The sequence below is a fragment of the Alistipes indistinctus YIT 12060 genome (genome assembly GCF_025144995.1).
In the GTDB taxonomy this organism is placed as follows: Bacteria; Bacteroidota; Bacteroidia; order Bacteroidales; family Rikenellaceae; genus Alistipes_A; species Alistipes_A indistinctus.
Map to the genome: position 1 here is coordinate 778,698 of NZ_CP102250.1, position 22,457 is coordinate 801,154.

The following is a 22,457-nucleotide window of genomic DNA, read 5'->3' on the forward strand; positions in this document are numbered from 1 at the left end:
GACGGCAGATACCTCGTAATACATTCGATCGAAACGGAAATTAACGGTAAGACCCGCTGCCGGCATGGAAAACCGGCAAAACGTGCTATTTTTGTAGAACAAATCCAAATCATGACCGAATGAACTACTCCAGCCGATTTTTGTTCTCCGGCGGCCTGCTTCTGTGCGTCGCCTCCGTATTTTGGGGCGGGAACCAGCCTTCTGCCGTCGCAACGACACACCCGCTACCGGAACCCTCCTCGGTACAACAAGCCCCGCAGCCTATCCCGCAAGCCCGGGAATTCTACGTTTCGCCGAAAGGACGGGACAACAACCCCGGAACGAAAACCATGCCCTGGCGCACCCCGCAACGCGCGACTCAGGGCGTAACCGAACTGCTCGCCGAGGCTCCCGGCACGCCTGTAACGGTATTTTTCGACGGGGGACGTTACACCATGGACTCTCCGTGGATCGTAACCGCAGCCGGTTCGGGAAGTGCGAATGCCCCCGTGATTTACACCGCAATCCCCGGTGAGACACCTATTTTCTCGGGCGGTGCGGAGATCAAAGTATGGCGCCACATTACGGATAAAGCAACACTCAAAAAGCTCGATCCGTCGATACACAACGAAGTGTATGTAGCCGACCTGCGCAAAACCCGCATCGACAATTACGGCGACCCGACGACACCCGGTCAGCGGCCGGAACTTTTCTGCAACGGCGAACTGCAAACCCTTTCCCGCTGGCCGGACAAAGGGTTCGTCTATGCGCCCCAAGCGCTCGGAGTGACCCCGGCCCCTGAGAACTGGGCCCATTTCAAAGGCAGCATGGAGGGCATCCTCCGCTACGACGATCCCCGCCCGAACCGTTGGACGGACGAACCGGACGTACGGCTGAACGGCTATTGGTTCTGGGACTGGCTCGACGAATACCAGCGCCTCGGACGGATCGACACCGCACAACAAATCCTGTACATTCAACCTCCCTACCATGCCAGCGGTTACAAGGACGGACTCCGCTACCGCGCACTGAACCTGCTCTGCGAGCTGGATACTCCCGGGGAGTGGTACATCGACCGCGCCAAAGGCCTCTTGTATTGGTACCCGTCGGTCGAGGCCTCCTACGACAACCGCGTCGCACTGACCCGTTTCGATGCTCCGTACATGGCCGAACTGGACAGTTGCTCGCACATAATCCTTCGCGGCCTTACGTTTGAAGAGAGCCGAGGCAGCGGTGTACTGATCACCGGCGGCGAATCCTGCCTGTTGGACGGGGTGCGCATCTCGGGCATGGGCCGCGACGGTGTCAACATCAAAGGCGGAAGCAACCACGGCATCCGGAGTTGCCTGCTGCGTCAACTGGGATTCAGCGGCATCCAGATCGAAGGCGGGGACCGGCGGACTCTGACCCCGGCCGGACACTTTGTAGAAAACAGCGTAGTAGAAACCTTTTCGACATTCAAACGCACGTACGAACCCGCCGTTCATGCCACGGGATGCGGCATACGCATCGCGCACAACCGGTTCGAACACTCCTCCTCGTCGGCTATGCGCTACGAGGGTAACGATATCCTGGTCGAATACAACGTCATCCGCGACGTAGTGAACGAATCGGACGACCAGGGCGGTATCGAATCCTACTTCAATCCGACCTACCGCGGCATCGTCGTCCGGTACAACTACTGGAGCGATATCAGCGGAGGTACCTTCTCGGGCGCCACGGGCGTGCGCATGGACGACATGATCTGCGGCGTGGAGGTGTACGGCAACATTTTCGAACGGTGCGGTTCTTATACTTTCGGCGGCGTGCAAATCAACGGCGGCAAAGAGAATGTGATCGAAAACAACATTTTCTACCGGTGTCCGGCAGCCGTAAGCTTCACTTCGATGTGGACGCCTGAAAAATGGGAAGCCTATCTGGACACGGTAACCGTCGTCCGCAAAATGATGTATGAAGACGTGGACATCAATTCGGCCGTGTACAGGCAGCGTTACCCCGAACTGCAACGCCTGCACGAAGACTTCAACCGCAATATCATCCGCAACAACCTGGTGGTGGATTGTCCCCAGGTGCTTATCACCGGACACGACGGCAACACCGAAAACAATGCGCGGCAGGTCGTTTCGAACAACACGGAGATCCGGGCCGACGGACGCGGCATCCGGTCGCTATGCCAACCCGATTTTCTGGCCCGTTACGGGCTGAAGCCGATCCCGCTCGACGAGATGGGCCCGCACGGCAATCCCTGGATCAAATAACTTCGTTGAAAACCTACCTAACCGAAATAAAACCTGAACGACATGAGTGAATCCAAACTTTCGCGCCGCAATTTCCTGCGGCTTTCAGCTCTCGGGGCCGCCGGAACCGTATTGCTTCCCCGCTTATTGGGCGGTGACACCGCCGTCGCAGCTCCCGCAAAAGGTAAAACTGCAGCGAGCGATACGGTCCGCCTCGGCTTCATCGGACTGGGACAGCAGGCCATGTATCTGTTGAACGGCTTCCTGACGATCGACGGCGTACGCATCGTAGCGGGAGCGGATGTTTACGACATCAAACGGGAACGTTTCGACCGCCGCGTTAGAAAATACTATGCTTCGAAAGGAATCAAGCCGGAAGTCAAAACCTATGAAAATTACCAGGATATTCTCGCCCGGCCCGACATCGATGCGGTGGTGATCGCCACACCGGACCATTACCACGCCCTGATCGCCATGGCGGCCTGCCGCGCAGGCAAAGACGTATACCTGGAAAAACCGATGACTTTCACCATCTACGAAGGCCAGCAATTGTGCAAAGCCGTACGCCGGAACAACCGCATCCTGCAAGTGGGCAGTCAACAGCGGTCGGATGAGGAGTTCATCCATGTAGCCAACCTGATCCGCGAAGGACGGCTCGGTAAAATTTCGCGTGTGAAAGTGCGCGTGGGGGGTCCCCCTAAACCCAATACGCTCGCCGTCGAAGCTATTCCCGCCGGACTGAACTGGGATCTGTGGCAGGGACCGTTGCCGGGAAAAGTCAATTACAACCACGAGCTGAACCCGCCTATTACGCTCGATCCCGAACAAAACGAACAACTCTGGGGAGCATGGCGTTGGTATGAAGGAACGGGCGGCGGCCTGATGACCGACTGGGGAGCGCACATGTTCGACGTGGCACAATGGGCGCTGGGTAAGGATCGTAACGGCCCTGTGGAGATCATTCCTCCCGGACACAGCTACTACGACCACCTCACTTACCTTTACGACAACGGCGTAGTGATGACCGAAGAGCCGTTCGACGGGACGAAGCAAGGTGTTAAATTCTATGGCGACAACGGTTGGATACAGGTATGTCGCGGCGAAGTGCTCGCCTCCGATCCGGTGTTTCTTCCCGATACCCGAACAAAAAACGACGATCTGCCTTACGAGACGCGGATCCCGCACCAGATCAACTTTATCGAATCTGTGCGCTCGCGCATCGACCCGACGGTGCCGGTCGAAATCGGACACAGCTCATGCACGGTCTGCAACCTCGGTAACATCGCATACAAACTGGGGCGCCCCGTCAAATGGAACCCCATCGTCGAGAAATTCATGGACGACCCGGACGCAACCGCACTGCTGCATTACACCTACCGCGACGGCTATTCGCTGGAAGGCTGATATCCGAACGGCTGCGGCGGACAGCAGACACAGCAGCAGGGATACACTCCCTCCCGGCGTCTTCCGCAGTCCCACCCGGAAAAACCGATACTATGCAAACAGGAGGCATTTAACAAGTGCCTCCTGTTTGTTTTTGCATTCAAGCATAACCTAAAAATCGCTATACCTTTCCCGGAATCAACAATTTCTTTTCCGAATATGTCGCCCGCTACGGTTCAAAAAATTGCTCCGTACCAAAAATTCCGTTTTCACGCTACTCGTCTCTCTAAAAACATTCCGGCACAACATCCCGCCCCGACCATCGGCCGGTGTGAAAACCGATAACTCTAAAAAAATCAATCAGCGGAGAGTCGATACAACGAATCCACTTATACGAGTCGCTTTTCTCTATACCGCAATACTTCAGGACACATTGCACTGAATAGGTAATTCCGTGCAACGGATCGGTCGGCGCCCCGCCAAGCTCCGTCAAAACATGCCCCCGTATAACCTGCACCTTTGCTTGCCTTTGGCCTCTGGCAGACTGGACATCCGATGCACACGCATCGCAAACAGCTGTCAACCCCGATAAATAGCTTTACAGATACTCCTTACGAAATACCTGAGACTTATCGGCACCGTTGTTACGCACCAGTACGCCCTGTTCCGAAACCACCTCGAACAGCCATTGTTCGTCAGGGCCGGATTGCACCGAAGAGGACTGTACGACCGCATCGCCGGACATAGCCCCGGCAGCCGTTCCAGATGCGGTTCCGTTCGCCCCGCCGGGCCCCATACCCTGACCGGATCCGGCATCGGGGTCCAGTACCGGCATCTGTTCGGTCAGCGTGGACGGCGGCAACAACAGAACCAACTCTTCTTCGGCAACGAGCCCCCAGCGGCCTTCACGGTGTTCCGCACTGCCGTCGGCGCCATAATTTTGAAACGAACAGGTGTAATCGCTGCGCAGGTGCAGGACACTGCGGCCCGATCCGTCCTCCGACACATAGATACCGACCATCATCACGCCGGGATTGCAAGCCTGATTATCATCGAACCCCAGCAGAGAGTCGATCACCAATGTCGGAACAAGCCCCTGGCTCTCCTCCGCCGAAGGCATCAGGTCGATATGCCCCCGCAACCGTACATGCACGGGATCACCGACCCCCTGGCTCCGGGCCGTATATTCGCGTTCGGTACGCAGGTAATCGCCCGTTTGCGCCACCGGAAACCGCAGTCCCGTCGCACAATCACGGAACATAGCCGCATCGGCCATATAAGTAAATTCACCCGAAAGGAAATCCATCGGAAGCACCTCCTCCCGATTCGGGGTTTTCGCTGTACAAGCTGCCAATACAGACAAGGCCAATAGTACCATGCAAACTGCCGCAAGGCCGCCCGAACGCCGGAATGCCGGAACGGCTGAAATTTCCGGGCGTACCGAGGAAACCACATATTTTGGACCGCCGGGGACCGTTCGGCCGCCGCGCAGCATTTCTTGGAGTTTCATAACGTTTATTTTACAGGTTTATCATCCCTTGAATTCTACTTGTCCCGGATACCCATCCGTTCGAACAGGGCACGGCTGTCAGGTTCGCGCCCCCGGAACCGCACGTAAAGCGTCATCGGATGCTCTGCGCCTCCCTTTTCCAGGATATTCGTCCTGAATGCTTCCGCCACGTCCGGATTGAAAATACCCCGCTCCCGGAAAAGCGAGAAAGCGTCGGCATCGAGAACTTCCGCCCATTTGTAACCGTAGTAACCCGCCGCATAACCGCCCGAAAAGATATGACCGAAAGCGGTAGCCATGCACTGTCCTGCGACATAAGGCAATAGTTGTGCCTTTCCGATCGCACGCCGCTCAAATTCGGCGACACCACCTTCGACCGGTGCGGTGACCGTATGCCACGCCATGTCGCTGAGCCCGAACGATACCTGCCGGATATGCAAATAGGCCGCCTGAAAATTCTTCGCATCGACGATCTTTTGCACCAAATCGGCGGGAATCTTCTCCCCCGTGCGGTAATGCACGGCCCACAAATCGAGAAACTCCTTTTCGGTTGCCCAATTTTCCATCAGTTGCGACGGCAGTTCGACGAAATCACGGTAAACGTTCGTTCCCGTCAGGGCAGGATAACGACCGCAGGCCAACATCCCGTGCAACGCATGACCGAACTCGTGGAGCAAGGTCGTCACCTCATTGAAAGTAAGCAGGGAGGGCTGCCGGTCGGTAGGTTTCGTAAAGTTGCACACGATCGAGATCAGCGGACGAATCTCGCAGCCCTGTTCGACATACTGCGGCCGAAACTCGGTCATCCATGCTCCGCCGCGCTTCGAGGCCCGCGGGAAATAATCCATATACAGCACGGCGAGGAATGTTCCGTCGCCGTCGCACACTTCGAATGCCCGCACATCGGGATGATAAACCGGAATGTCCGGATTTTCGTGAAAGGTCAGCCCATAGAGTTTACCCGCCAGCAGGAATGCACCGTGCTGTACGTTCTCAAGCCGGAAATACGGCTTCAACTGCTCCTCGTCGAGCGTATACCGGGCGCGCTTGAGCCGCTCCTGCCAATAGCCGTAGTCCCACGGCATCAGCTCGTAAGCTGCCCCCGCGCTGCGGGCAAAGTCAACCACTTCGCGCACGTCACCGCGTGCCGGGACGATCGCCCGTTCGAGCAGTTCATCGAGAAACTCCCGCACGCGCTGCGGAGTCCGGGCCATCCGTTCTTCCAATACATAATCGGCATAGGTCGGATAGCCCAGCAAATTGGCCAACCGTAACCGCAAAGCCACGATTCGCGTGACAATCTCCGTATTGTCGTACGCATCGCCATAGCAGCGGCTGTTGTATGCCCGCCAAAGCCGTTCCTTAAGCTTCCGGTCGGAAGAGTAGGTCATAAAGGGAACCATACTCGGCGCCTGCAGGGTAATCACCCAGCCGTCGAGACCGCGCTCACGCGCTTCGGCCGCCGCCCCGTCCCGTACCGAAGCGGGCAGCTCGTCCACCTGCCCGGGATCGGTCAGGTGCAGGACAAAGGCGTTTGTTGCCGCGAGCACATTTTGTGTGAATTGCAGACTCAGTTGTGAGAGTTCGGCGGTCAGCGCACGGAAGGTCTCCTTGTCGGCCTCCTCCAATGCGGCGCCGCCACGCGTAAACCACTTATACGTTTTTTCGAGCAAACGAGTTTGCTCGACAGTCAGTTCCAACGAATCACGGTTGTCATAGACCGCCCGGACGCGCGCAAACAAGACCGGATCAAGGCTTATATCATTGCCGAATGCGGTCAGCAACGGCGAAACCTCCAGTGCGATACGCTGCATCTCATCGTCCGTGCAGGCCTCGTTCAGATTGAAAAATATATTGCCGATATCATCCAACCGCCGCCCACTGAATTCGAGCGCTTCGACCGTATTGGCAAAAGTCGGTTCCCCGGGATTGCCGGCGATGGCGGCTACTTCGGCGCGCGCCTCCCGGAGCGCATGACGGAAAGCCGGCAGATAATGTTCGTTGCGAATCCGGTCGAATGCCGGTGTGGCGTGCGGACCGGGCCAGCGTTGCAGCAACGGATTGCAGGAGAGCGAATCGCAGGGGAGCAAGCCGCCGGAAATAGAATCGTCCGGCGACGCAATATCCGTCGAAGAGCGAGTCGAGGAGGCAGAAGAAATACCGGTACTTCCGTCCTGTTCTCCGGCAGGAGCATTCATGCCTGAAACCGCGGAACCCAGGGCCGCGGTGTATGGGGGATAAAAAGCCATAAACGATTAATATGAGTCGTAAAGGTTATCGTAGAAGCTGTTGCGGCGGTCGTACTTCAAGTCTTTGAGCGTAGCTGCCTTCACGCCGATGGTGAAGCTCCAGCTCTTGCGGAAGCCGATTGGAACCCACGAAAAGCTCATCTGCCAGCAATGCAGGTCTCGCGTCAGGGTAAAAGTTCCCGGCGTGAGTTTATTCGCTTCGAAATCGTAACCGCCGTTGAAGGTAAGTCCCCATTTCTGGGTAAGGTTCACGCTACCGTTAAAACCGAGCGTCTGCACAATGCTGCTGCGAATGCCCGTATTCGTATAGCTAAAATTATAATTGAACCCGAAATTCCACGGGATGTTGAAGTTGTAATAGCGTGACGCCATCATCTGCCGCCGCGTATTCGGGTCGATTTCGTTGAAGCCCGGTTGGGCGAACATATCCGTATACTCGGGCGGAACAGCCCCCGTACCGCTGTTGATATCGTTGATCGCAGGCTGCGAATTGCCGGAAGACGGTGAATTGAACGAATAGCCGAACGATGTTTGCACGCTGGTCAGGCGCCCCAGTTTACCCTGTCTGAGCATAAATCTGTTGATCCGTCGGCCGGTTACGGGATCGACCTGATAGGGATCGAGCGTAGCCGTCACGTTCAGTCCGACGTTCTTAAACAGGTTGGTCCGCAAACTCAACGAGAAAGGCGACAGGTTCAGCGAGTCTGCCAAAAAGTTGTAAGACGAGGAGATCATCAGGTTGTCGATCAGTTTGATCTTCCTCACCCCTGTGGTGTCCTTCTTATCGCGCACTTTCATTTCCAAAGTCTGCGAGACGCTGAAGTTCAACGACATGCTCGGTCCGGAACCCGGCACGCCGTAAAGGCCGTTCGCAAAAGGCGAATAGGTCATCATGCGCCCCATAGTATCGCTCTGCACCTGTTTGTAATACCCATAACCGTTTTTGCCGAAATCGGGGGTATAGCTGAAGCTCACCAACGGCGTGATCATGTGGCGGATAGCCTGGATGGCAGCCCCCTTCTTGAACTGGTAGGTGCCGTATACCTTCGTCGATGCACTCACCGACATGCTGTAATTATACAGGCGGTAGAATCCCCATGTCGTATCGCTGTCGATCACCTGCTTCGCCACCGGGTCCCACTCTTTGTCTACCTTCTGGAAATACCAGCGCTCCTGATAATTGAACGACGGATTGATATTGAAATACTTGAACAGGTTGAACGAGGTCTGCACCGGAATCTGGTGGTTGATGCCGTTTCGCATCGATTTGAACATCTTCTCCGTAAACAGATCTTTCTCTTTCACGTTCACGGTATTACCCAACGTACCGGTATACTGCAACGATATTTTCTCATACCAACGCTGCTTGCCCACCGCATCCTTGCGCTGGAACGGGTTGATGCGCGAGACACTCAGCACGATATTCGGGAAAGAGAGCTGGACAGTCGAGTCCCGCGAGTTTTGCGAATGCTGAAGGTTGGTCGACAGCGAGACCTTCGACCAATTGTGCGAATAGGAAATACTCGAGTTGGTCTGGCTGCTGAGGTAGTCGTTCATATTCTGCGCACCGTACTTGCTGTAACCGCTGGTGGAGAAATTGACGCTCGCTGAAAAAGTCGTGTTGGGACGGAATTTGGGGTCCTGCTGGTGCGACCACGTCACCTTGAAATTGTTCTGATTGATGTAATCCGCATCCTCTTTTTCACCGATGATATCTTTCGAAAAACGAACGTCAAACGAGCCGCGATATTTGTAACGCTTGGCGTAACGAGACGCGATATCGGCCTCCCACGAACCCATCGTATAGATACCTCCGGTAATAGCCAAGTCGGCATAATCCTTGAACGACAGGTAATATCCCCCGTCGCGAAGGAAAAATCCTTTGACGACTTCCTCTCCATAGGATGGAATGATAAAACCTGATTTTCGCTCGTTCGACATCGGGAAGAAACCGAAAGGCAACCCGAGGAAATAGATCGGGACATCCTCCATCACCAGATAGGAAGGCCCGAAAACGGATTTTTTACCCGGAATGGTCTTCGATTTAGTCATCGCCATGTAGAAATGCGGGTCTTCGGCATCGCAAGTGGTGTACCGGCCGTTGGCGATGTTGATCGTATTGTCGGGCATCTTCTTCACCTTCATTCCCTTGAGGTATCCCTCCCCTTCCTGTGTCGCGACCCCTTTGATGCGCGCTTTTTTCGAATCGAGATTGTAGGTGATGGTATCCATCGTATAGGAAGTGCCGTTGTCGAGGAATTCGGGACGCGTCGCGGTAATCTTCACCGTATCCCCGGCCTCGGTCGGCTCTTTGAGTTGGACGGTGTCAGGACGCCCGTAAGCGTAGATCTCCTTGTTGTCCATGTTAATGCGCATGAAGTCGGCCTTCAAATTCATCTTCTGATACTTCACATCGCCTTTCTCGTAAATATATACGATCTTTTTTTGTACCTGATAGACCAGCGAGTCTTCGTTCTTACCCGAAATCACATCATCCAGAAAAGGCTTGTGGTAGACGGTATCCGCAGGACGGAGCAATGAATCGGGCACCACTCCCGGAAACAGGCCGTTCCGGCGCAGGGAATCGCTACGCACCAGGCTATCAGCACGCCGCAACGAATCGGCCCGCAGCAGACTGTCTTTCAGCTTGAGTGAGTCCGGAGACAGCAATGCTGCCGCTCCGGCAGCATTAACAGATATATTTTCAACGCTTTGACCGGCAGAAGGAGACTGTAGGGAAAGAGCCGGTTCCGCCTGCGCGAGGCTTCCCGTGCGGCTGAACACCGTCTGCGAAACCAGCACCATGACAAGGAGAGCGGAAACGATATATTTCGATTTTTTTATGTGCAATTCCCTACAAATATTTAACTTTGCACTATTCTATGCGGAGTCCCGCTTTTCCGCAGCAAAAATAGTTAAAAAAACAGAGTTCCCTAACGTTCGACGCAATGAAAGTTTCAAAACGCCGCCTTTTGGCGCTTCCGATACTTTACCTCGCCGCCCTGCTGTGTTACACCCCTTCCCCGGCCCAGACGGCCCGCGTCGGTATCCGCAAGGTGGTCATCGACCCCGGGCACGGCGGGCAGGACCCAGGATGCTCCTACAAACAATTCAAAGAGAAAGACATCGTCCTGAACGTGGCCTTGCGCCTGGGAGAGCTAATCAAAGATAATTTTTCCGACGTAGAGGTGATCTACACGCGTAAAACCGACGTCTTTATCCCGCTGTACGAACGCGGCAACATCGCGAACAAAGCCGGCGCCGACCTGTTCTTCTCGATCCATGTCAACGCGGCACGCAGCAGTGCGGCCGCCGGAACCGAAACATTCGTCATGGGTGTGGACAAGGCGGGACGCAACCTCGACATCGCGATGAAAGAGAACGACGTCATCACCTTTGAGGACGACTACTCAGCCAAATACCAGGGATATGTGCCCGGATCGTCCGAATCGTTCATCATTTTTTCCCTGATGCAGTACTCCTACCAAGGGCAGAGCCTCACGCTCGCCAATATGGTTCAACGGCAGTACGTGCGCAATACCGCAATGGGCAACCGCGGCGTCAAACAGGCCGGATTCCTCGTGCTGTGGAACGCAGCCATGCCGAGTATCCTCACCGAATTGGGCTTCATCTCCAACGCCGGCGACCGGGCATTGCTCACCACGCGCAGCGGCCAGGAGAAACTGGCGCGCTCTTTGTTCAACGCTTTCAGCGAGTACAAAGCCAAATCGGAAGGACACAGTTCGTGGCAGACGCTAAGTAACGCCTCCACAGCCGAAGACGAAGCGATGGACCGGACGGACGGCGATGCAACGGCAAACGGCACTGGCGGCAGCGCCTCTTCGGGGAATCCAAGCCCAGGATCATCGAATACTAACGGAAGCACTTCCTCCCCAGGAGTTTACCCAACACAGGACACCGCTCCGGGCACAAAAGTGGACTACCGCGTACAAATCATGACTTCGGATCGCAAAGTGCCGAAAAATTCATCGCGTTTCGGCCCGTACCGCGGTGAAGTAACGGAAATGATTACGGGCGGAGTGTACAAATATTACGTGGGGTGCGTGGCATCTTACAAAGAAGCGTTATCTTTGCAAAGCAAGTTGCGCAGCCAGTTCAAGGATGCTTTCGTCGTTCCGTTCCTCGGCGACAAACGCATTACGATTGCCGAAGCACGCCGCTTGGAATAATGCGGGGATAGCCCGATACGGACAGACAGGCCTGTTGACCGACCGGAATAAACCCGGACACAGACGGTGATATTCACTCAAAATTGACCCGTTACAGCGGACGGATACCACGCCCCGGAAACACCCGACCGAAAAGGACACGAAAACCGACAAATGAAAAACCGATGAAAAAACTGAGATTCAGCCGTGAATTCAAAATAGGCTTTTTCGGAGTAGCCATGCTCGCCCTGCTTTACTGGGGCGTCAATTTCCTCAAAAGCAAAGACCTCTTCACCTCGACACGCGACTATTATGCCGTCTACGATCAGGTCAACGGCCTGCAACCTTCGGCATCGATCGTCATCAAAGGCTTCAAGGTAGGTACCGTCAGCACCATGAGTTACGACCCCGAACAATCGCAGAATGTGGTCGTAGCCTTTGCGATCAGAGCGAAATACCCCATTCCGAAAGATTCGAAAGCACTCATTTTCAGCGACGGCATCATGGGCGGCAAAGCCATCGAAATCGTTCCGGGCTCCTCGCCGGAATTGCTCCAGCCGGGCGATACGCTTTACTCGGAGATCAACAAAGGTTTCCTCGAAACGGCAGGCAGCGAGTTCGAGTTTATCAAACAGCGAGCGAACGACGTCATTTCACGACTGACCGTTACGCTCGACAACCTCAATGCGATCCTGGCCGACAACCGCGCCGGACTGAATACGACGGTCAACAACATGGCCTCGATTACAGGCAACATCAATGATTTGATGGTTAGCGAAAAGGGTTCGTTGCGCAATATCATCGCCAACCTCAATTCTCTCTCGCAAACGCTCAAAAGCAAAGAGGGCCAAATCGGCCATATCCTGACCAACGTCGACAAGTTCACCGACTCGCTGAGCAAATCGCAGTTCCCGACCGCCATCGCAGAAATGACCGTAACGCTCAATCGGCTCAACACCACGCTCGACAAAGTCAACAACGGCGAAGGGACGGTAGGCAAATTCGTCAACGACCAGGCATTGTACGACTCGCTGGTCGATGCGTCCGCAAACCTTTCGGCGCTGCTTTACGACATCAAGGCGCATCCGAAACGCTACATCAATATTTCGGTCTTCGGGGGCGGCCGCAACCGGGATTAAATACCCTATGATTTACCCAGAAAATTTCGAATCCAAAATAGGCTTCGACCGCATCCGCAACCAGATTGCAGTGCTGTGTATCACTGACGGCGCGCGGGAAAAACTATCCGGACTGCACTTCAGCACTTCGCGCGAGGAGATCGTACGCCTGCTCGAAGAGACTTTCGAGATGCGCACGATTTTGATGCTCGAAAGCGATTTTCCGGAAAACAATTACGTCGATACCGCCCTTTTCCTCAAAAAAGCTGAAGTCACGGGAGCCTTCCTGGAGACCGGCGAAATCCTTACGCTACGCAAGGGCCTTACCGCCGCCTACGAACTGGTGCGGTTCTTCGGCAGCGATTCCGGAGCCAAATACCCGCGCCTGCGGGCACTGAGCCGCGACGTACAGGGATTCCCCGAAATCATCAACCACATCGACTCGATCATCGACCGCTTCGGCAAGGTCAAGGACAGTGCGTCGCCGGAACTCTACACCGTCCGCCGTTCGATCCGCGAGCGGGAAGGACAGATTTCGCGCCGCCTGCAACAGATCATGTCGCAGGCACAGGCCGCCGGGTTGGTCGATGCCGATGCATCGGTTTCGATCCGTGAAGGACGTGCCGTGATTCCGGTCAGCGCCGCAAATAAAAGAAAAATCAAAGGTTTCGTCCACGACGAATCGGCTACCGGCAAAACGGTTTATATCGAGCCTGTCGAGGTCGTCGAAATCAACAACGAGCTCAAAGAGCTGGAATACGAAGAGCGCCGTGAAGTGGTGCGCGTACTGGTGCGCTTCACCGAGATGCTGCGTCCCGAACTGCCGGGCATCGCGGCGTCGGGCGATTACCTCACGACGATGGACCTGATCCGGGCCAAAGCCCGTTTTGCACTCGACAACGACTGCACGATGCCGATCGTCGAGGAGGGCAGCTCGATCCTGCTGAAAAACGCACGACACACCCTGTTGGCGCAAACCCTGCGCAAAGAGGGCAAAAGTGTCGTTCCGCTCGATCTGGTACTCACCCCGCAAAAGCACATTCTCGTTATCTCGGGGCCGAATGCGGGCGGCAAGTCGGTGTGCCTCAAAACTGTGGGCCTTTTGCAATACATGATGCAGTGCGGCCTGCTGGTTTCGGTCTCGGAGAACTCCGAGATGGGAATCTTCCGCAGTATTTTCATCGACATCGGAGACGAGCAATCGATCGACAACGACCTGAGCACCTACAGTTCGCACCTGCTGAACATGAAGAACATCCTGCGCCATGCCGACAACCGTTCGCTGATCCTGATCGACGAATTCGGCACCGGCACCGAGCCTATCATCGGCGGAGCGATCGCCGAAGCGGTCCTCGAACAACTGGAAGCGAAGGGATGTTTCGGAGTGATCACCACCCACTATTCGAACATCAAATACTACGCGAGCAACGCACAAGGCATCCTCAACGGCGCGATGACTTTCGACGTGCAGAACATCCGGCCGCTTTTCCGGCTCGAAACCGGCAAGCCGGGCAGCTCGTTCGCCGTCGAAATCGCACGTAAGATCGGCCTGCCCGACGAGATCATCCGCTCCGCCTCCGAGAAGGCGGGTTCGGACCACATCAATATCGAGCGCCAGCTGCGCGAGATCGCACGCGACCGCCGCTACTGGGAACAGAAACGCGACAAGATACACCAAACCGAAAAACGAGTCGACGAACTGGCTGAAAAGTACAAGACTGAGCTAGAGACGATCAAGGCCGAGAGGAACCGCCTGCTCAAAGAGGCAAAGGCACAGGCCCAGCAGATCACGGCCGAGGCTAACCGCCAGATCGAAAACACGATCCGCGTGATCCGCGAATCACAAGCCGACAAAGAGCAGACACGGCTGGTGCGGCGTAAAATCGAGCAATACAAAGATTCGCTGGAGCAGGCTCCGGCCGACGACGGTGCCATCGACCGCAAGATCGAACAGCTCCGCGCCCGCGAACAGCGACGTGCCGAACGCAAAGCCAATGCTGCAACGCAGGAAGCGCCCGAGCAAAAAGCCGATCTCGTTAAACCCAAAACCATAGAACCCGGCGTGAAAGTCCGTATCCAGGGCCAAGACGCGGTGGGCGAAGTACTCGAACTGACGGGCAAAAAAGCGATCGTCGGCTTCGGCCAGATCCGTACGACTATCGACCTGAAACGGCTCGAAGCCATCTCGAACTCCGAATACAAAAAGGTTACGCGAAGCCTGCGGCCCACGACGGCGTCGCCCGCCTCATACGACACCGCCGAGCGCCGCGTGCACTTCAGCCAGCAGATCGACGTACGGGGCATGCGTGCTTCCGAAGCCCTCGACGCGACGCAGGAATTTATCGACGACGCCATCATGCTCGGCTTCTCCGAAGTGCGCATCCTGCACGGCAAAGGCACCGGCGCACTGAAAGAAGAAATCCGCAAATACCTGCGTACGGTCGATTTGGTCGCCAGCGCCAAGGACGAACACGAAGAGTCGGGCGGCGCAGGCATCACCGTCGTTCGGCTCGAACTGTAATTCACGGCATCCGGTAACGTGGCGAAAATGCGGTGAGAATGCGGTCAAACCATTCTCCACTTGAAAACATGTTCGTCACCATGCATCCGGATTTTCATGAAAGCGCTTGCCTCTTTGCGGTAAAAACGGCTGAAAAAGCCCGGCGCATCTTTTCTCCGCATCCAAAAAATCGCTTACTTTGTATCGACCAAGAGTAACAGAATCATGACCTACCGTTTAGAGGAGATCGCTTCAATAACCGGAAGTACGCTGACGGGCCGGGACTGCCGGATCGAACGCGTCATCACCGACAGCCGAAACCCATACGATCCTGCCGCAACGCTGTTCGTTGCGATACGGGGCAACAACCACGACGGACATGCCTTCATCCGCAGCCTGTACGCTGGCGGCGTCCGCGCATTCCTGACCGACACCGACATCGATACCGCCGCCTATCCCGAGGCGGGATTCGTTCGGTGCCCCGATTCCGTCGCCGCACTCCAACGCCTCGCCACATACCACCGCAACCGATTCCGGGGTACGGTCGTTGCCATCACCGGCAGCAACGGCAAAACGGTTACCAAAGAGTGGATCGCACAACTCTGCCCACCGGGTGTGAAACTGTTTCGCAGCCCGCGCAGCTACAACTCTCAAATCGGCGTAGCGCTCTCGCTGCTGATGCTCGACGGGGACGAACGACTTGCCATTATCGAAGCCGGCATTTCGGAACCGGGCGAGATGGAGCGGCTCGAACGAATGATCCGTCCCGACGTGGGAATTTTCACGAATCTCGGCGATGCGCACCAGGAGCACTTCTCTGACCTTGGGCAGAAACTCAATGAAAAGCTAATCCTTTTCCGGCAGGCGCAAACCATCATTTACAACGCCAGCGCCCCCACCGTCGCGCAGCGCATCTGCGAACTATACGGAGACCGTCAACTGGCGGGTGTCACACCCCAAAGCTACGATCTCAGCACATTGCCTTTTTCCGACGGTGCTTCGCGGGAAAATGCCGCCGAAGCCATCGCACTGTATGACGTTTTGGGGTTCGACCGGCAACCCGTTCTCGTTTCGCTGCCCACCCTGCAAAGCGTCGCAATGCGCATGGAACTCAAGGAGGGCATCAGCGGCTGCAAACTGGTCAACGACAGCTACAACTCGGATATCAACTCGCTGGCTCTCTCCCTCGACTATCTCGTTTCGGTAGCCGGCGGACAACCCAAGATCCTGATCCTGTCCGATATCCGGCAAAGCGGATTACCTGCGGAAAAGCTCTACGAACAAGTGGCAGCATTGCTGCGCACCAAAAGAATCGATACGCTGATCGGAATCGGGGAAGAGATCGTCCAGCATGCGGCGTCATTCGGCTGCGACAAAGCGTTCTACCGCAATACGGATGAATTCTTGCGTAGCTATAACCGCACGCAGTTCGTAAACAAAAGCATCCTGCTCAAAGGCAGCCGTGCGTTCGGCTTCGAGAAAATCAGCCATGCGCTCGAACAGCGCACGCATACGACCGTACTGGAGGTGAATCTCGACAACATGATTCACAACCTCAACTATTTCCGGTCTCTGCTCGATCCGGGCGTACGCATCATGATCATGGACAAAGCCTCGGGTTACGGCACCGGCACCTACGAAGTAGCCAGCATGCTCCAGCACCAGGGGGTCAGCTTTCTCGCCGTGGCATTCGCCGACGAAGGGGTGACGCTGCGCGAGGCGGGCATCACGATGCCGGTCGTCGTGCTGAATGCCGATTCGGACAGTTTCGAAATCATGATCGATTACGGGCTCGAACCGGAGATTTACAGTTTTTCATCGCTCGAAGCTTTTTCTCAGGCCGTGCGGCGGCACGGCGAAACCCGTTACCCGATCCACCTGAAACTCGATACCGGGATGCACCGCCTCGGTTTCACCGAAAGCGACATCGACGGTGTGGTCGCCGCACTGCGGAACCAACGCACCCTGTACATCCGCTCGGTGTTCACGCATCTGGCCGGCAGCGACGAAGAGCGCCACAACGATTTCACGCGCGAACAAATCGCACGCTATACGGCCATGAGCGACCGGCTGCTGGAAGCATTCCCCGGCGAACACATCATCCGCCATGTCTGCAACACGGCCGGTATCGAACGCTTTCCCGAAGCACAGTTCGACATGGTACGGCTGGGAGTCGGCCTGTACGGAATCAGTTTTGCACACCAGGAACAGCTGTTGCCCGTCAGCACACTGCGCAGCCGCATCGTGCAAATCAAAGAATTACAACCGGGGGAAACGGTCGGCTACGGTCGCTGGGGCATAATCGACCGGCCGACACGGACGGCTACCGTACCCATCGGCTATGCCGACGGACTGGACCGCCACCTGAGCCGCGGAGCATGGAGTATGCTGGTGAACGGGCGCCCCGCGCCGATCATCGGCAACATCTGTATGGACACCTGCATGCTGGACATTACCGGTATAGATGCCCGAGAAGGCGATCCGGTAACGATTTTCGGCGCTGAACCGGGCAATACCGTCAGCGACATGGCCGCCGTCCTGAAAACGATCCCTTACGAAATCATGACCAGCATTTCGACCCGCGTCAAACGGGTGTATACCAAAGAGTGAAAGATGGCCAAAGGCAAATTATACCTGATTCCCACCCCCATCGGCGACCGGCCGGTATGGGACGTATTGCCCGCAAGCAACCGGACGGTAATCGACTCGATCGACTACTTTATCGTCGAGGATATCCGTTCGGCGCGCCGTTTCCTAAGCAAGGCAGGCATCTCCCGGCCCATTGATTCCCTGCGCTTCGCCGAACTGAACGAACACACCGCGCCGGCAGAGGTTTCGGCTCTGTTTGCCCCGTTGTTAACGGGAACCGATGCCGGCGTCCTTTCCGAAGCGGGATTACCGGGTGTGGCTGACCCGGGGGCCGACGCGGTCGCACTGGCGCACATACACGGCATCGAAGTGGTTCCGTTGGTAGGTCCTTCATCGATCCTGCTGGCCCTGATGGCCTCGGGCCTCAACGGCCAGTCGTTCGCTTTCAACGGCTACCTGCCGATCCGGCAGCCCGACCGCAACAAAGCTATCCGCCATTTCGAGGCCCGGGCGCAAAGCGAACACCAATCGCAGATTTTCATCGAAGCACCGTACCGCAACCTGAAACTGTACGAAGATTTCTGTACCGCCTGCCGTCCGCAGACACGCCTGACCATAGCGGCCGATCTGTTGCAACCCGATCAACTGATCCGTACCCGGACCATCGGACAATGGCGTAAAGAACAAAAGCCGGACATTCAAAAACGTCCGGCCATCTTTATTCTCGGTTGACCTATTCCCGGCAGATCAAAAGCTGCCCAAAGCCGTTGCCTATACCCTATCCCGCACCAAGCACGGGACCATGCCCCGCAAGCCATCCGAACAAACCAATTCGAAGGATCATTCAACAACCTTGCGGCGATCCCCTGCCGAACCCAAGTCCAACAAGGCTTCCGCCGTAATACGGTCTATCGGCGTCGTAATCTTGATGTTGGAATACTCTCCTTCACACAAATAAACACGGCCACCGGCCCATTCGACCACACTCGCGTCATCGGTAAACTGACGGCGGTAAGGCTGTCGGTACGCCTTCATCAACAACGATGTATGAAAAACCTGCGGCGTCTGCACAATCCGGTAACGGCTCCGGTCCACGATGCAGCTGCCTTCCCGGCCCACTTCCCTGAGCGAATCGGTAGGCGTCACCACCGGCACCACGGCACCGAACTCTTCGGCATCGGCTACCGCGCGCCGGATCAGCCCGGCACTGACCAACGGACGTACACCGTCATGGATGGCAACCAAATCCGCATCGCCTACCAGTTTCAGTCCGTTATGCACGGAATCGAAGCGGGTCTCTCCCCCTTCGCAGACCAAATGCTGCACAGAAAAGCCGTGATCCTCGCACAAGGTCTGCCAATAAGCCGTCCGGCTGCGCGGCAATACCAAAATAATGCGGCACCCGGGCAGGGCTTCGGCAAAACGCTCGATCGTATGCATCAGGATCGGTCGGCCTTTCAACGGCAGGAATTGTTTGGGCAGCGCAGCTCCCATGCGGACGCCGCTGCCGCCCGCGACGATAATTACAGCTGTCGGTATCATGCTTTTCTTTTTTTATCGGTCAGGTATTGCATTACCACGCGCCGCAGCGTCTCATCCAGCGGGGTATATTGCAGGCCGGTTACCCGGCAAACGAGTGTTCCGTCGTAATAGGTCTTGTCCGCCGCACTGGCCACCAGCGCATCGGTAAACCTCGGCCCCAACCGCCCCAATCTATTGAGCTGTTCGCCGCACCGGGCCGCAAACGTCAGCACGCCGCGACTTACGGGAATAAAGGGGGGGCGCCGCCCGGCAACCGCCGCCACAGTCGTCAGTATCTCCTTAAAAGAGAGGTTTCCGCCCGAAAGGATAAAGCGCCGGCCGACCGCCTCATCGGAAGTGGCCAACAACACCATCGCCCGAGCCACATCCCGTACGTCGACATATCCTTTGACTCCGGGAGGATATCCTACTACACCCCACGAAGTCAGCGCTTTAACCAACAGTCCGCTGCCGCTGTTCCAATCCGTTTCGCCGAGAATGATCGCAGGATTGACGATTACTGTCCGCAAACCTCGTAAAGCAATGCGGCGCACGGCGCTTTCGGCATAGAATTTACTGATGCTGTAAGGAGAACGGCCTTCGAGAGTCGTCAATTCGCAGGCTTCCGTCACCAGTTCAGTTCCCGGAGCCGGTCCTCCCAATGCAGCGATAGAGCTGACATATACGAGCAACCCCACGCCGCATTCCAAACAGGCATCGGCTACCTGTGTCGCAATTTCAGTATTGGCTGCCACAATGTCGCCCTCCTCCTGAGGATCGAACGACACGCGGGCCGCACAATGAAAAACCACATCGGCCCCCCGCAAAGCGTCGGCCAGTTCCAGCGGATTATTCAAAGCGGCCTCATAACGCTCCAGCCGGCCGGCTTCAACCGCTGTGCCCATGCGCTGCAACGTCGCATCGAGCCGGTCGAAACGGCTCCCCTCGCGCACCAAAAGCCGCACCCGGCAATCCTGCCGCAGCAATTCGGCAACCAGGTGGCTCCCGACCAGACCCGTACCTCCGGTCACGACGATCCGTTTACCGGTTAATGTACGCTGTCCCGTTGTATTCGATTCCGTTCCTCTACTCATTTCTTCATTCCTGTCGATCTCTCGCGTTACCCGATTTTCTCGTTGCAATCGGCTTCCCAAATCATTTTTTTACCGAAGCCGAGACGGTTATCGGTCAATTTCAGGTAATCGGGTGCGATCGCCCACATCTCCAAATCCATTGCCGCTGCATACGGGAAACGCAACATATAGGCTTTTTTAACTGCCGCAAGTTCCTTGCCGCAGGGACGGTACATCCGGCCCCTCACTTGCAATCCCTGCACTTTGCCGACGAGCTTCGTCTCCAAAACCACCGCCGCAGCCACCCGTGCATTGCGCTGCAACTGGGCCACATGCCACGTATTCCCGGCCGAAGTCACGGCAAAAAGGTTCTGTTCGGGCAAATATGCGTAAAACAGCGATGAACAGTGCGGCACATCATCCACCGTCGTCGCCAGCGTCAGCACATGATGCCGCCCGATGAACCGGACAATCCGTTCATCCACGGGAACGGTCGCATGGAAATCGTTACCCGTTCCGCCCCGCACGGAACCGGCACAACCAACAGAACGGCCAGAACCGATAAGATAAGCGAGGCCGTCCTCCCCGGAAGAACCGGCAGGCGCGACAGGAGAGGATGCGTCGGAAAGGCCGACAGTGCCGGCAATTCCACAGGGATCGTCAAGATTTATTTTTTCGCCGCAGGAGCAGCCGGTTTCGCAGGAGTGTCCTTGTCCGGTGCCGGTGCCACCGGAGCCGCGGTATTCGGTATCGCTTTGCATAAAGAATCCAGTTCGAGGGAGGTTACTTTAAGGCTGTCGGCCACATCGCCGCTGAGTTCGGCCATAATCCGTTCCTTGACCACATTGAATGCCGTACGGTTACCCTGGCGGATCGGTTCGGCCGGTTCCGACGGCACTTTCAGCGGGTCAATCGGCGTCGAACCCCGCCAAATACGGAAATCGAGATGCGGGCCGGTTGCCAGACCGGTCGCGCCGACATAGCCGATCAGGTCCCCCTGTTTCACACGCGTGCCTTTCGAGATACCCTTCGCATAAGCTTTCAGGTGCAGGTAGCCCGAAGTCAACGACCCGACATTATGTTTAATTTTCAGCGTATTACCGCCACCACCGCTCCAATCCTTGTAAATCACGACGCCATCGCCGATCGCGTGCACCGGAGTCCCCGACGGAGCGGCATAATCGACCCCGTGGTGCGGGCGCCGGATGCGCAGCACCGGATGCAGACGCGAATTCGAAAAACGCGAGCTGATGCGCGAGAATTTCAGCGGGGCTTTGAGCAGAGCTTTGCGCAGGCTGTTACCGTTTTCGTCCCAATAACCCAATTTTCCATCCTGCAAGAACGGAATCGCATAATAGGTTTTGCCTCCATGCTCGAAACGCGCGCCCCAAATCGCCCCAAGGCCGACATTCGTGCTGTCGACATATTTTTGGTCGTAAATTACCGTAAAATTATCCTCGGGCTGTAGCGCGAAAAAGTCGATGGTCCAGGCATAAATCTCCGACAATTCCATCGCCAATGCAGGACTCATATCATTGTCCGTCATGCTTTTCCACAGCGAACTGGTAATCGAGGCACTGCGTTTCTGCCGCTGGACGGTCACATCCTTGGCAGCTTTGTGTACACGAATGCTGTCCGTCAGGTCGATTACCAGGTAATCGGTCGTCGTAGCCTCGTAAACGAAATAGGCCAGTTTTTTGGGCCCGACCGAATCGCGGGTCTGGAATACCACATACGGATGCCCCGCACGCAGGTTGCGCATACTGAATACCGGTTCCGCCACACGGGCGATCGAATCGACCTTACCGGGACCTATCCCGTAGCGCCCCAGAAGCGCACCGATGGTCTCGCCGCTCGCGAACTCGCCTTCCGTGATATCGTACTTGCCTTTTTCAATGCCATAGAGCAATTCCACGGGCTCCTCCACGACCACGATCTCTCCTTCCGAAGAGCTTCCGTTCCGGCACACCAGCCATACGACAATGCCAATAACCACCACAAGCCCGACCGTAGCGGGCAGCCAAATTTTGCGTGAAATCTTCATGTTCGTAAAGATACCCCCCGACCGGAAAAGAGAAAAGTCCCGAAGACGGGACTTATTATCTTTTTATCAACATCAGGCACCTTTG

The 22,457-nt window shown here is 56.1% G+C and carries 14 protein-coding genes; 7 read left to right on the plus strand and 7 right to left on the minus strand.

Annotated elements, in window-relative coordinates; genetic code table 11:
* Positions 1-119: 119 nt before the first annotated feature.
* Together NQ495_RS03525 and NQ495_RS03530 are read left to right on the plus strand one after the other, a co-directional pair.
* A complete protein-coding gene (locus tag NQ495_RS03525; RefSeq protein WP_009134338.1) occupies positions 120-2,237 on the plus strand; it encodes a right-handed parallel beta-helix repeat-containing protein in 2,118 nt (705 codons plus the stop codon).
* A gap of 42 nt (positions 2,238-2,279) precedes the next feature.
* On the plus strand, positions 2,280-3,620 hold the full coding sequence (locus NQ495_RS03530; protein ID WP_009134337.1) for a Gfo/Idh/MocA family protein: 1,341 nt from the start codon (positions 2,280-2,282) through the stop codon (positions 3,618-3,620).
* A 577-nt stretch (positions 3,621-4,197) separates the two neighbouring features.
* Here NQ495_RS03530 and NQ495_RS03535 read toward each other — a convergent pair.
* From NQ495_RS03535 to NQ495_RS03545, 3 genes are read right to left on the minus strand one after another with little or no spacing between them, the layout of a single operon-like run.
* Complete coding sequence (locus tag NQ495_RS03535) at positions 4,198-5,109, minus strand: hypothetical protein (RefSeq protein WP_009134336.1); 912 nt, start codon at positions 5,107-5,109, stop codon at positions 4,198-4,200.
* Positions 5,110-5,144: 35 nt separating this feature from the next.
* Positions 5,145-7,358: a M3 family metallopeptidase gene (locus NQ495_RS03540; RefSeq protein ID WP_009134335.1), complete on the minus strand. Its 2,214-nt coding sequence runs from the start codon at positions 7,356-7,358 to the stop codon at positions 5,145-5,147.
* Between the two features lie 6 nt (positions 7,359-7,364).
* A complete protein-coding gene (locus NQ495_RS03545) occupies positions 7,365-10,208 on the minus strand; it encodes a putative LPS assembly protein LptD (RefSeq protein ID WP_040294537.1) in 2,844 nt (947 codons plus the stop codon).
* A gap of 98 nt (positions 10,209-10,306) precedes the next feature.
* On the opposite strand from NQ495_RS03545, the gene NQ495_RS03550 reads away from it, so the two are divergent.
* The 5 genes from NQ495_RS03550 to NQ495_RS03570 all read left to right on the plus strand — a co-directional run bounded on the left by NQ495_RS03550 (position 10,307) and on the right by NQ495_RS03570 (position 18,466).
* A complete protein-coding gene (locus tag NQ495_RS03550) occupies positions 10,307-11,548 on the plus strand; it encodes an N-acetylmuramoyl-L-alanine amidase family protein (RefSeq protein WP_009134333.1) in 1,242 nt (413 codons plus the stop codon).
* Between the two features lie 164 nt (positions 11,549-11,712).
* Positions 11,713-12,666, plus strand: coding sequence for an MlaD family protein (locus tag NQ495_RS03555; protein WP_009134332.1), 954 nt, complete (start codon positions 11,713-11,715; stop codon positions 12,664-12,666).
* A gap of 7 nt (positions 12,667-12,673) precedes the next feature.
* The gene (locus NQ495_RS03560; RefSeq protein ID WP_009134331.1) at positions 12,674-15,166 is read left to right on the plus strand and encodes an endonuclease MutS2; all 2,493 of its coding nucleotides are present in this window, start codon (positions 12,674-12,676) and stop codon (positions 15,164-15,166) included.
* Positions 15,167-15,370: 204 nt separating this feature from the next.
* A complete protein-coding gene (gene alr / locus NQ495_RS03565; protein WP_009134330.1) occupies positions 15,371-17,755 on the plus strand; it encodes an alanine racemase in 2,385 nt (794 codons plus the stop codon).
* 3 nt (positions 17,756-17,758) lie between these two features.
* A complete protein-coding gene (locus NQ495_RS03570) occupies positions 17,759-18,466 on the plus strand; it encodes an SAM-dependent methyltransferase (protein WP_009134329.1) in 708 nt (235 codons plus the stop codon).
* Between the two features lie 108 nt (positions 18,467-18,574).
* Here the strand turns inward: NQ495_RS03570 and NQ495_RS03575 are convergent, their stop codons facing one another.
* The 4 genes from NQ495_RS03575 to NQ495_RS03590 are packed head-to-tail and all read right to left on the minus strand — an operon-like array spanning position 18,575 to position 22,372.
* Positions 18,575-19,276, minus strand: coding sequence for a 2-C-methyl-D-erythritol 4-phosphate cytidylyltransferase (locus NQ495_RS03575; RefSeq protein ID WP_009134328.1), 702 nt, complete (start codon positions 19,274-19,276; stop codon positions 18,575-18,577).
* Positions 19,273-20,349, minus strand: a complete 1,077-nt coding sequence (locus tag NQ495_RS03580; RefSeq protein ID WP_083818337.1) for an NAD-dependent epimerase/dehydratase family protein — start codon at positions 20,347-20,349, stop codon at positions 19,273-19,275. Before NQ495_RS03580 ends, NQ495_RS03575 begins: the two co-directional genes overlap by 4 nt.
* 26 nt (positions 20,350-20,375) lie before the next feature.
* Positions 20,376-21,089 (minus strand): pyridoxamine 5'-phosphate oxidase family protein, encoded by a 714-nt coding sequence (locus NQ495_RS03585; RefSeq protein ID WP_147513070.1) that lies wholly within the window; start codon positions 21,087-21,089, stop codon positions 20,376-20,378.
* Complete coding sequence (locus tag NQ495_RS03590; protein WP_009134325.1) at positions 20,996-22,372, minus strand: peptidoglycan DD-metalloendopeptidase family protein; 1,377 nt, start codon at positions 22,370-22,372, stop codon at positions 20,996-20,998. Before NQ495_RS03590 ends, NQ495_RS03585 begins: the two co-directional genes overlap by 94 nt.
* Positions 22,373-22,457 lie beyond the last annotated feature (85 nt).

Coding starts and splice junctions, on each gene's coding strand:
- NQ495_RS03555 (WP_009134332.1), top strand. CDS start 11,713: ATGAAAAAACTGAGATTCAGCCGTGAATTCAAAATAGGCTTTTTCGGA.
- NQ495_RS03575 (WP_009134328.1), bottom strand. CDS start 19,276: ATGATACCGACAGCTGTAATTATCGTCGCGGGCGGCAGCGGCGTCCGC.
- NQ495_RS03585 (WP_147513070.1), bottom strand. CDS start 21,089: ATGCAAAGCGATACCGAATACCGCGGCTCCGGTGGCACCGGCACCGGA.
- NQ495_RS03570 (WP_009134329.1), top strand. CDS start 17,759: ATGGCCAAAGGCAAATTATACCTGATTCCCACCCCCATCGGCGACCGG.
- NQ495_RS03560 (WP_009134331.1), top strand. CDS start 12,674: ATGATTTACCCAGAAAATTTCGAATCCAAAATAGGCTTCGACCGCATC.
- NQ495_RS03535 (WP_009134336.1), bottom strand. CDS start 5,109: ATGAAACTCCAAGAAATGCTGCGCGGCGGCCGAACGGTCCCCGGCGGT.
- NQ495_RS03525 (WP_009134338.1), top strand. CDS start 120: ATGAACTACTCCAGCCGATTTTTGTTCTCCGGCGGCCTGCTTCTGTGC.
- NQ495_RS03580 (WP_083818337.1), bottom strand. CDS start 20,349: ATGAGTAGAGGAACGGAATCGAATACAACGGGACAGCGTACATTAACC.
- NQ495_RS03550 (WP_009134333.1), top strand. CDS start 10,307: ATGAAAGTTTCAAAACGCCGCCTTTTGGCGCTTCCGATACTTTACCTC.
- NQ495_RS03530 (WP_009134337.1), top strand. CDS start 2,280: ATGAGTGAATCCAAACTTTCGCGCCGCAATTTCCTGCGGCTTTCAGCT.
- NQ495_RS03590 (WP_009134325.1), bottom strand. CDS start 22,372: ATGAAGATTTCACGCAAAATTTGGCTGCCCGCTACGGTCGGGCTTGTG.
- NQ495_RS03540 (WP_009134335.1), bottom strand. CDS start 7,358: ATGGCTTTTTATCCCCCATACACCGCGGCCCTGGGTTCCGCGGTTTCA.
- alr (WP_009134330.1), top strand. CDS start 15,371: ATGACCTACCGTTTAGAGGAGATCGCTTCAATAACCGGAAGTACGCTG.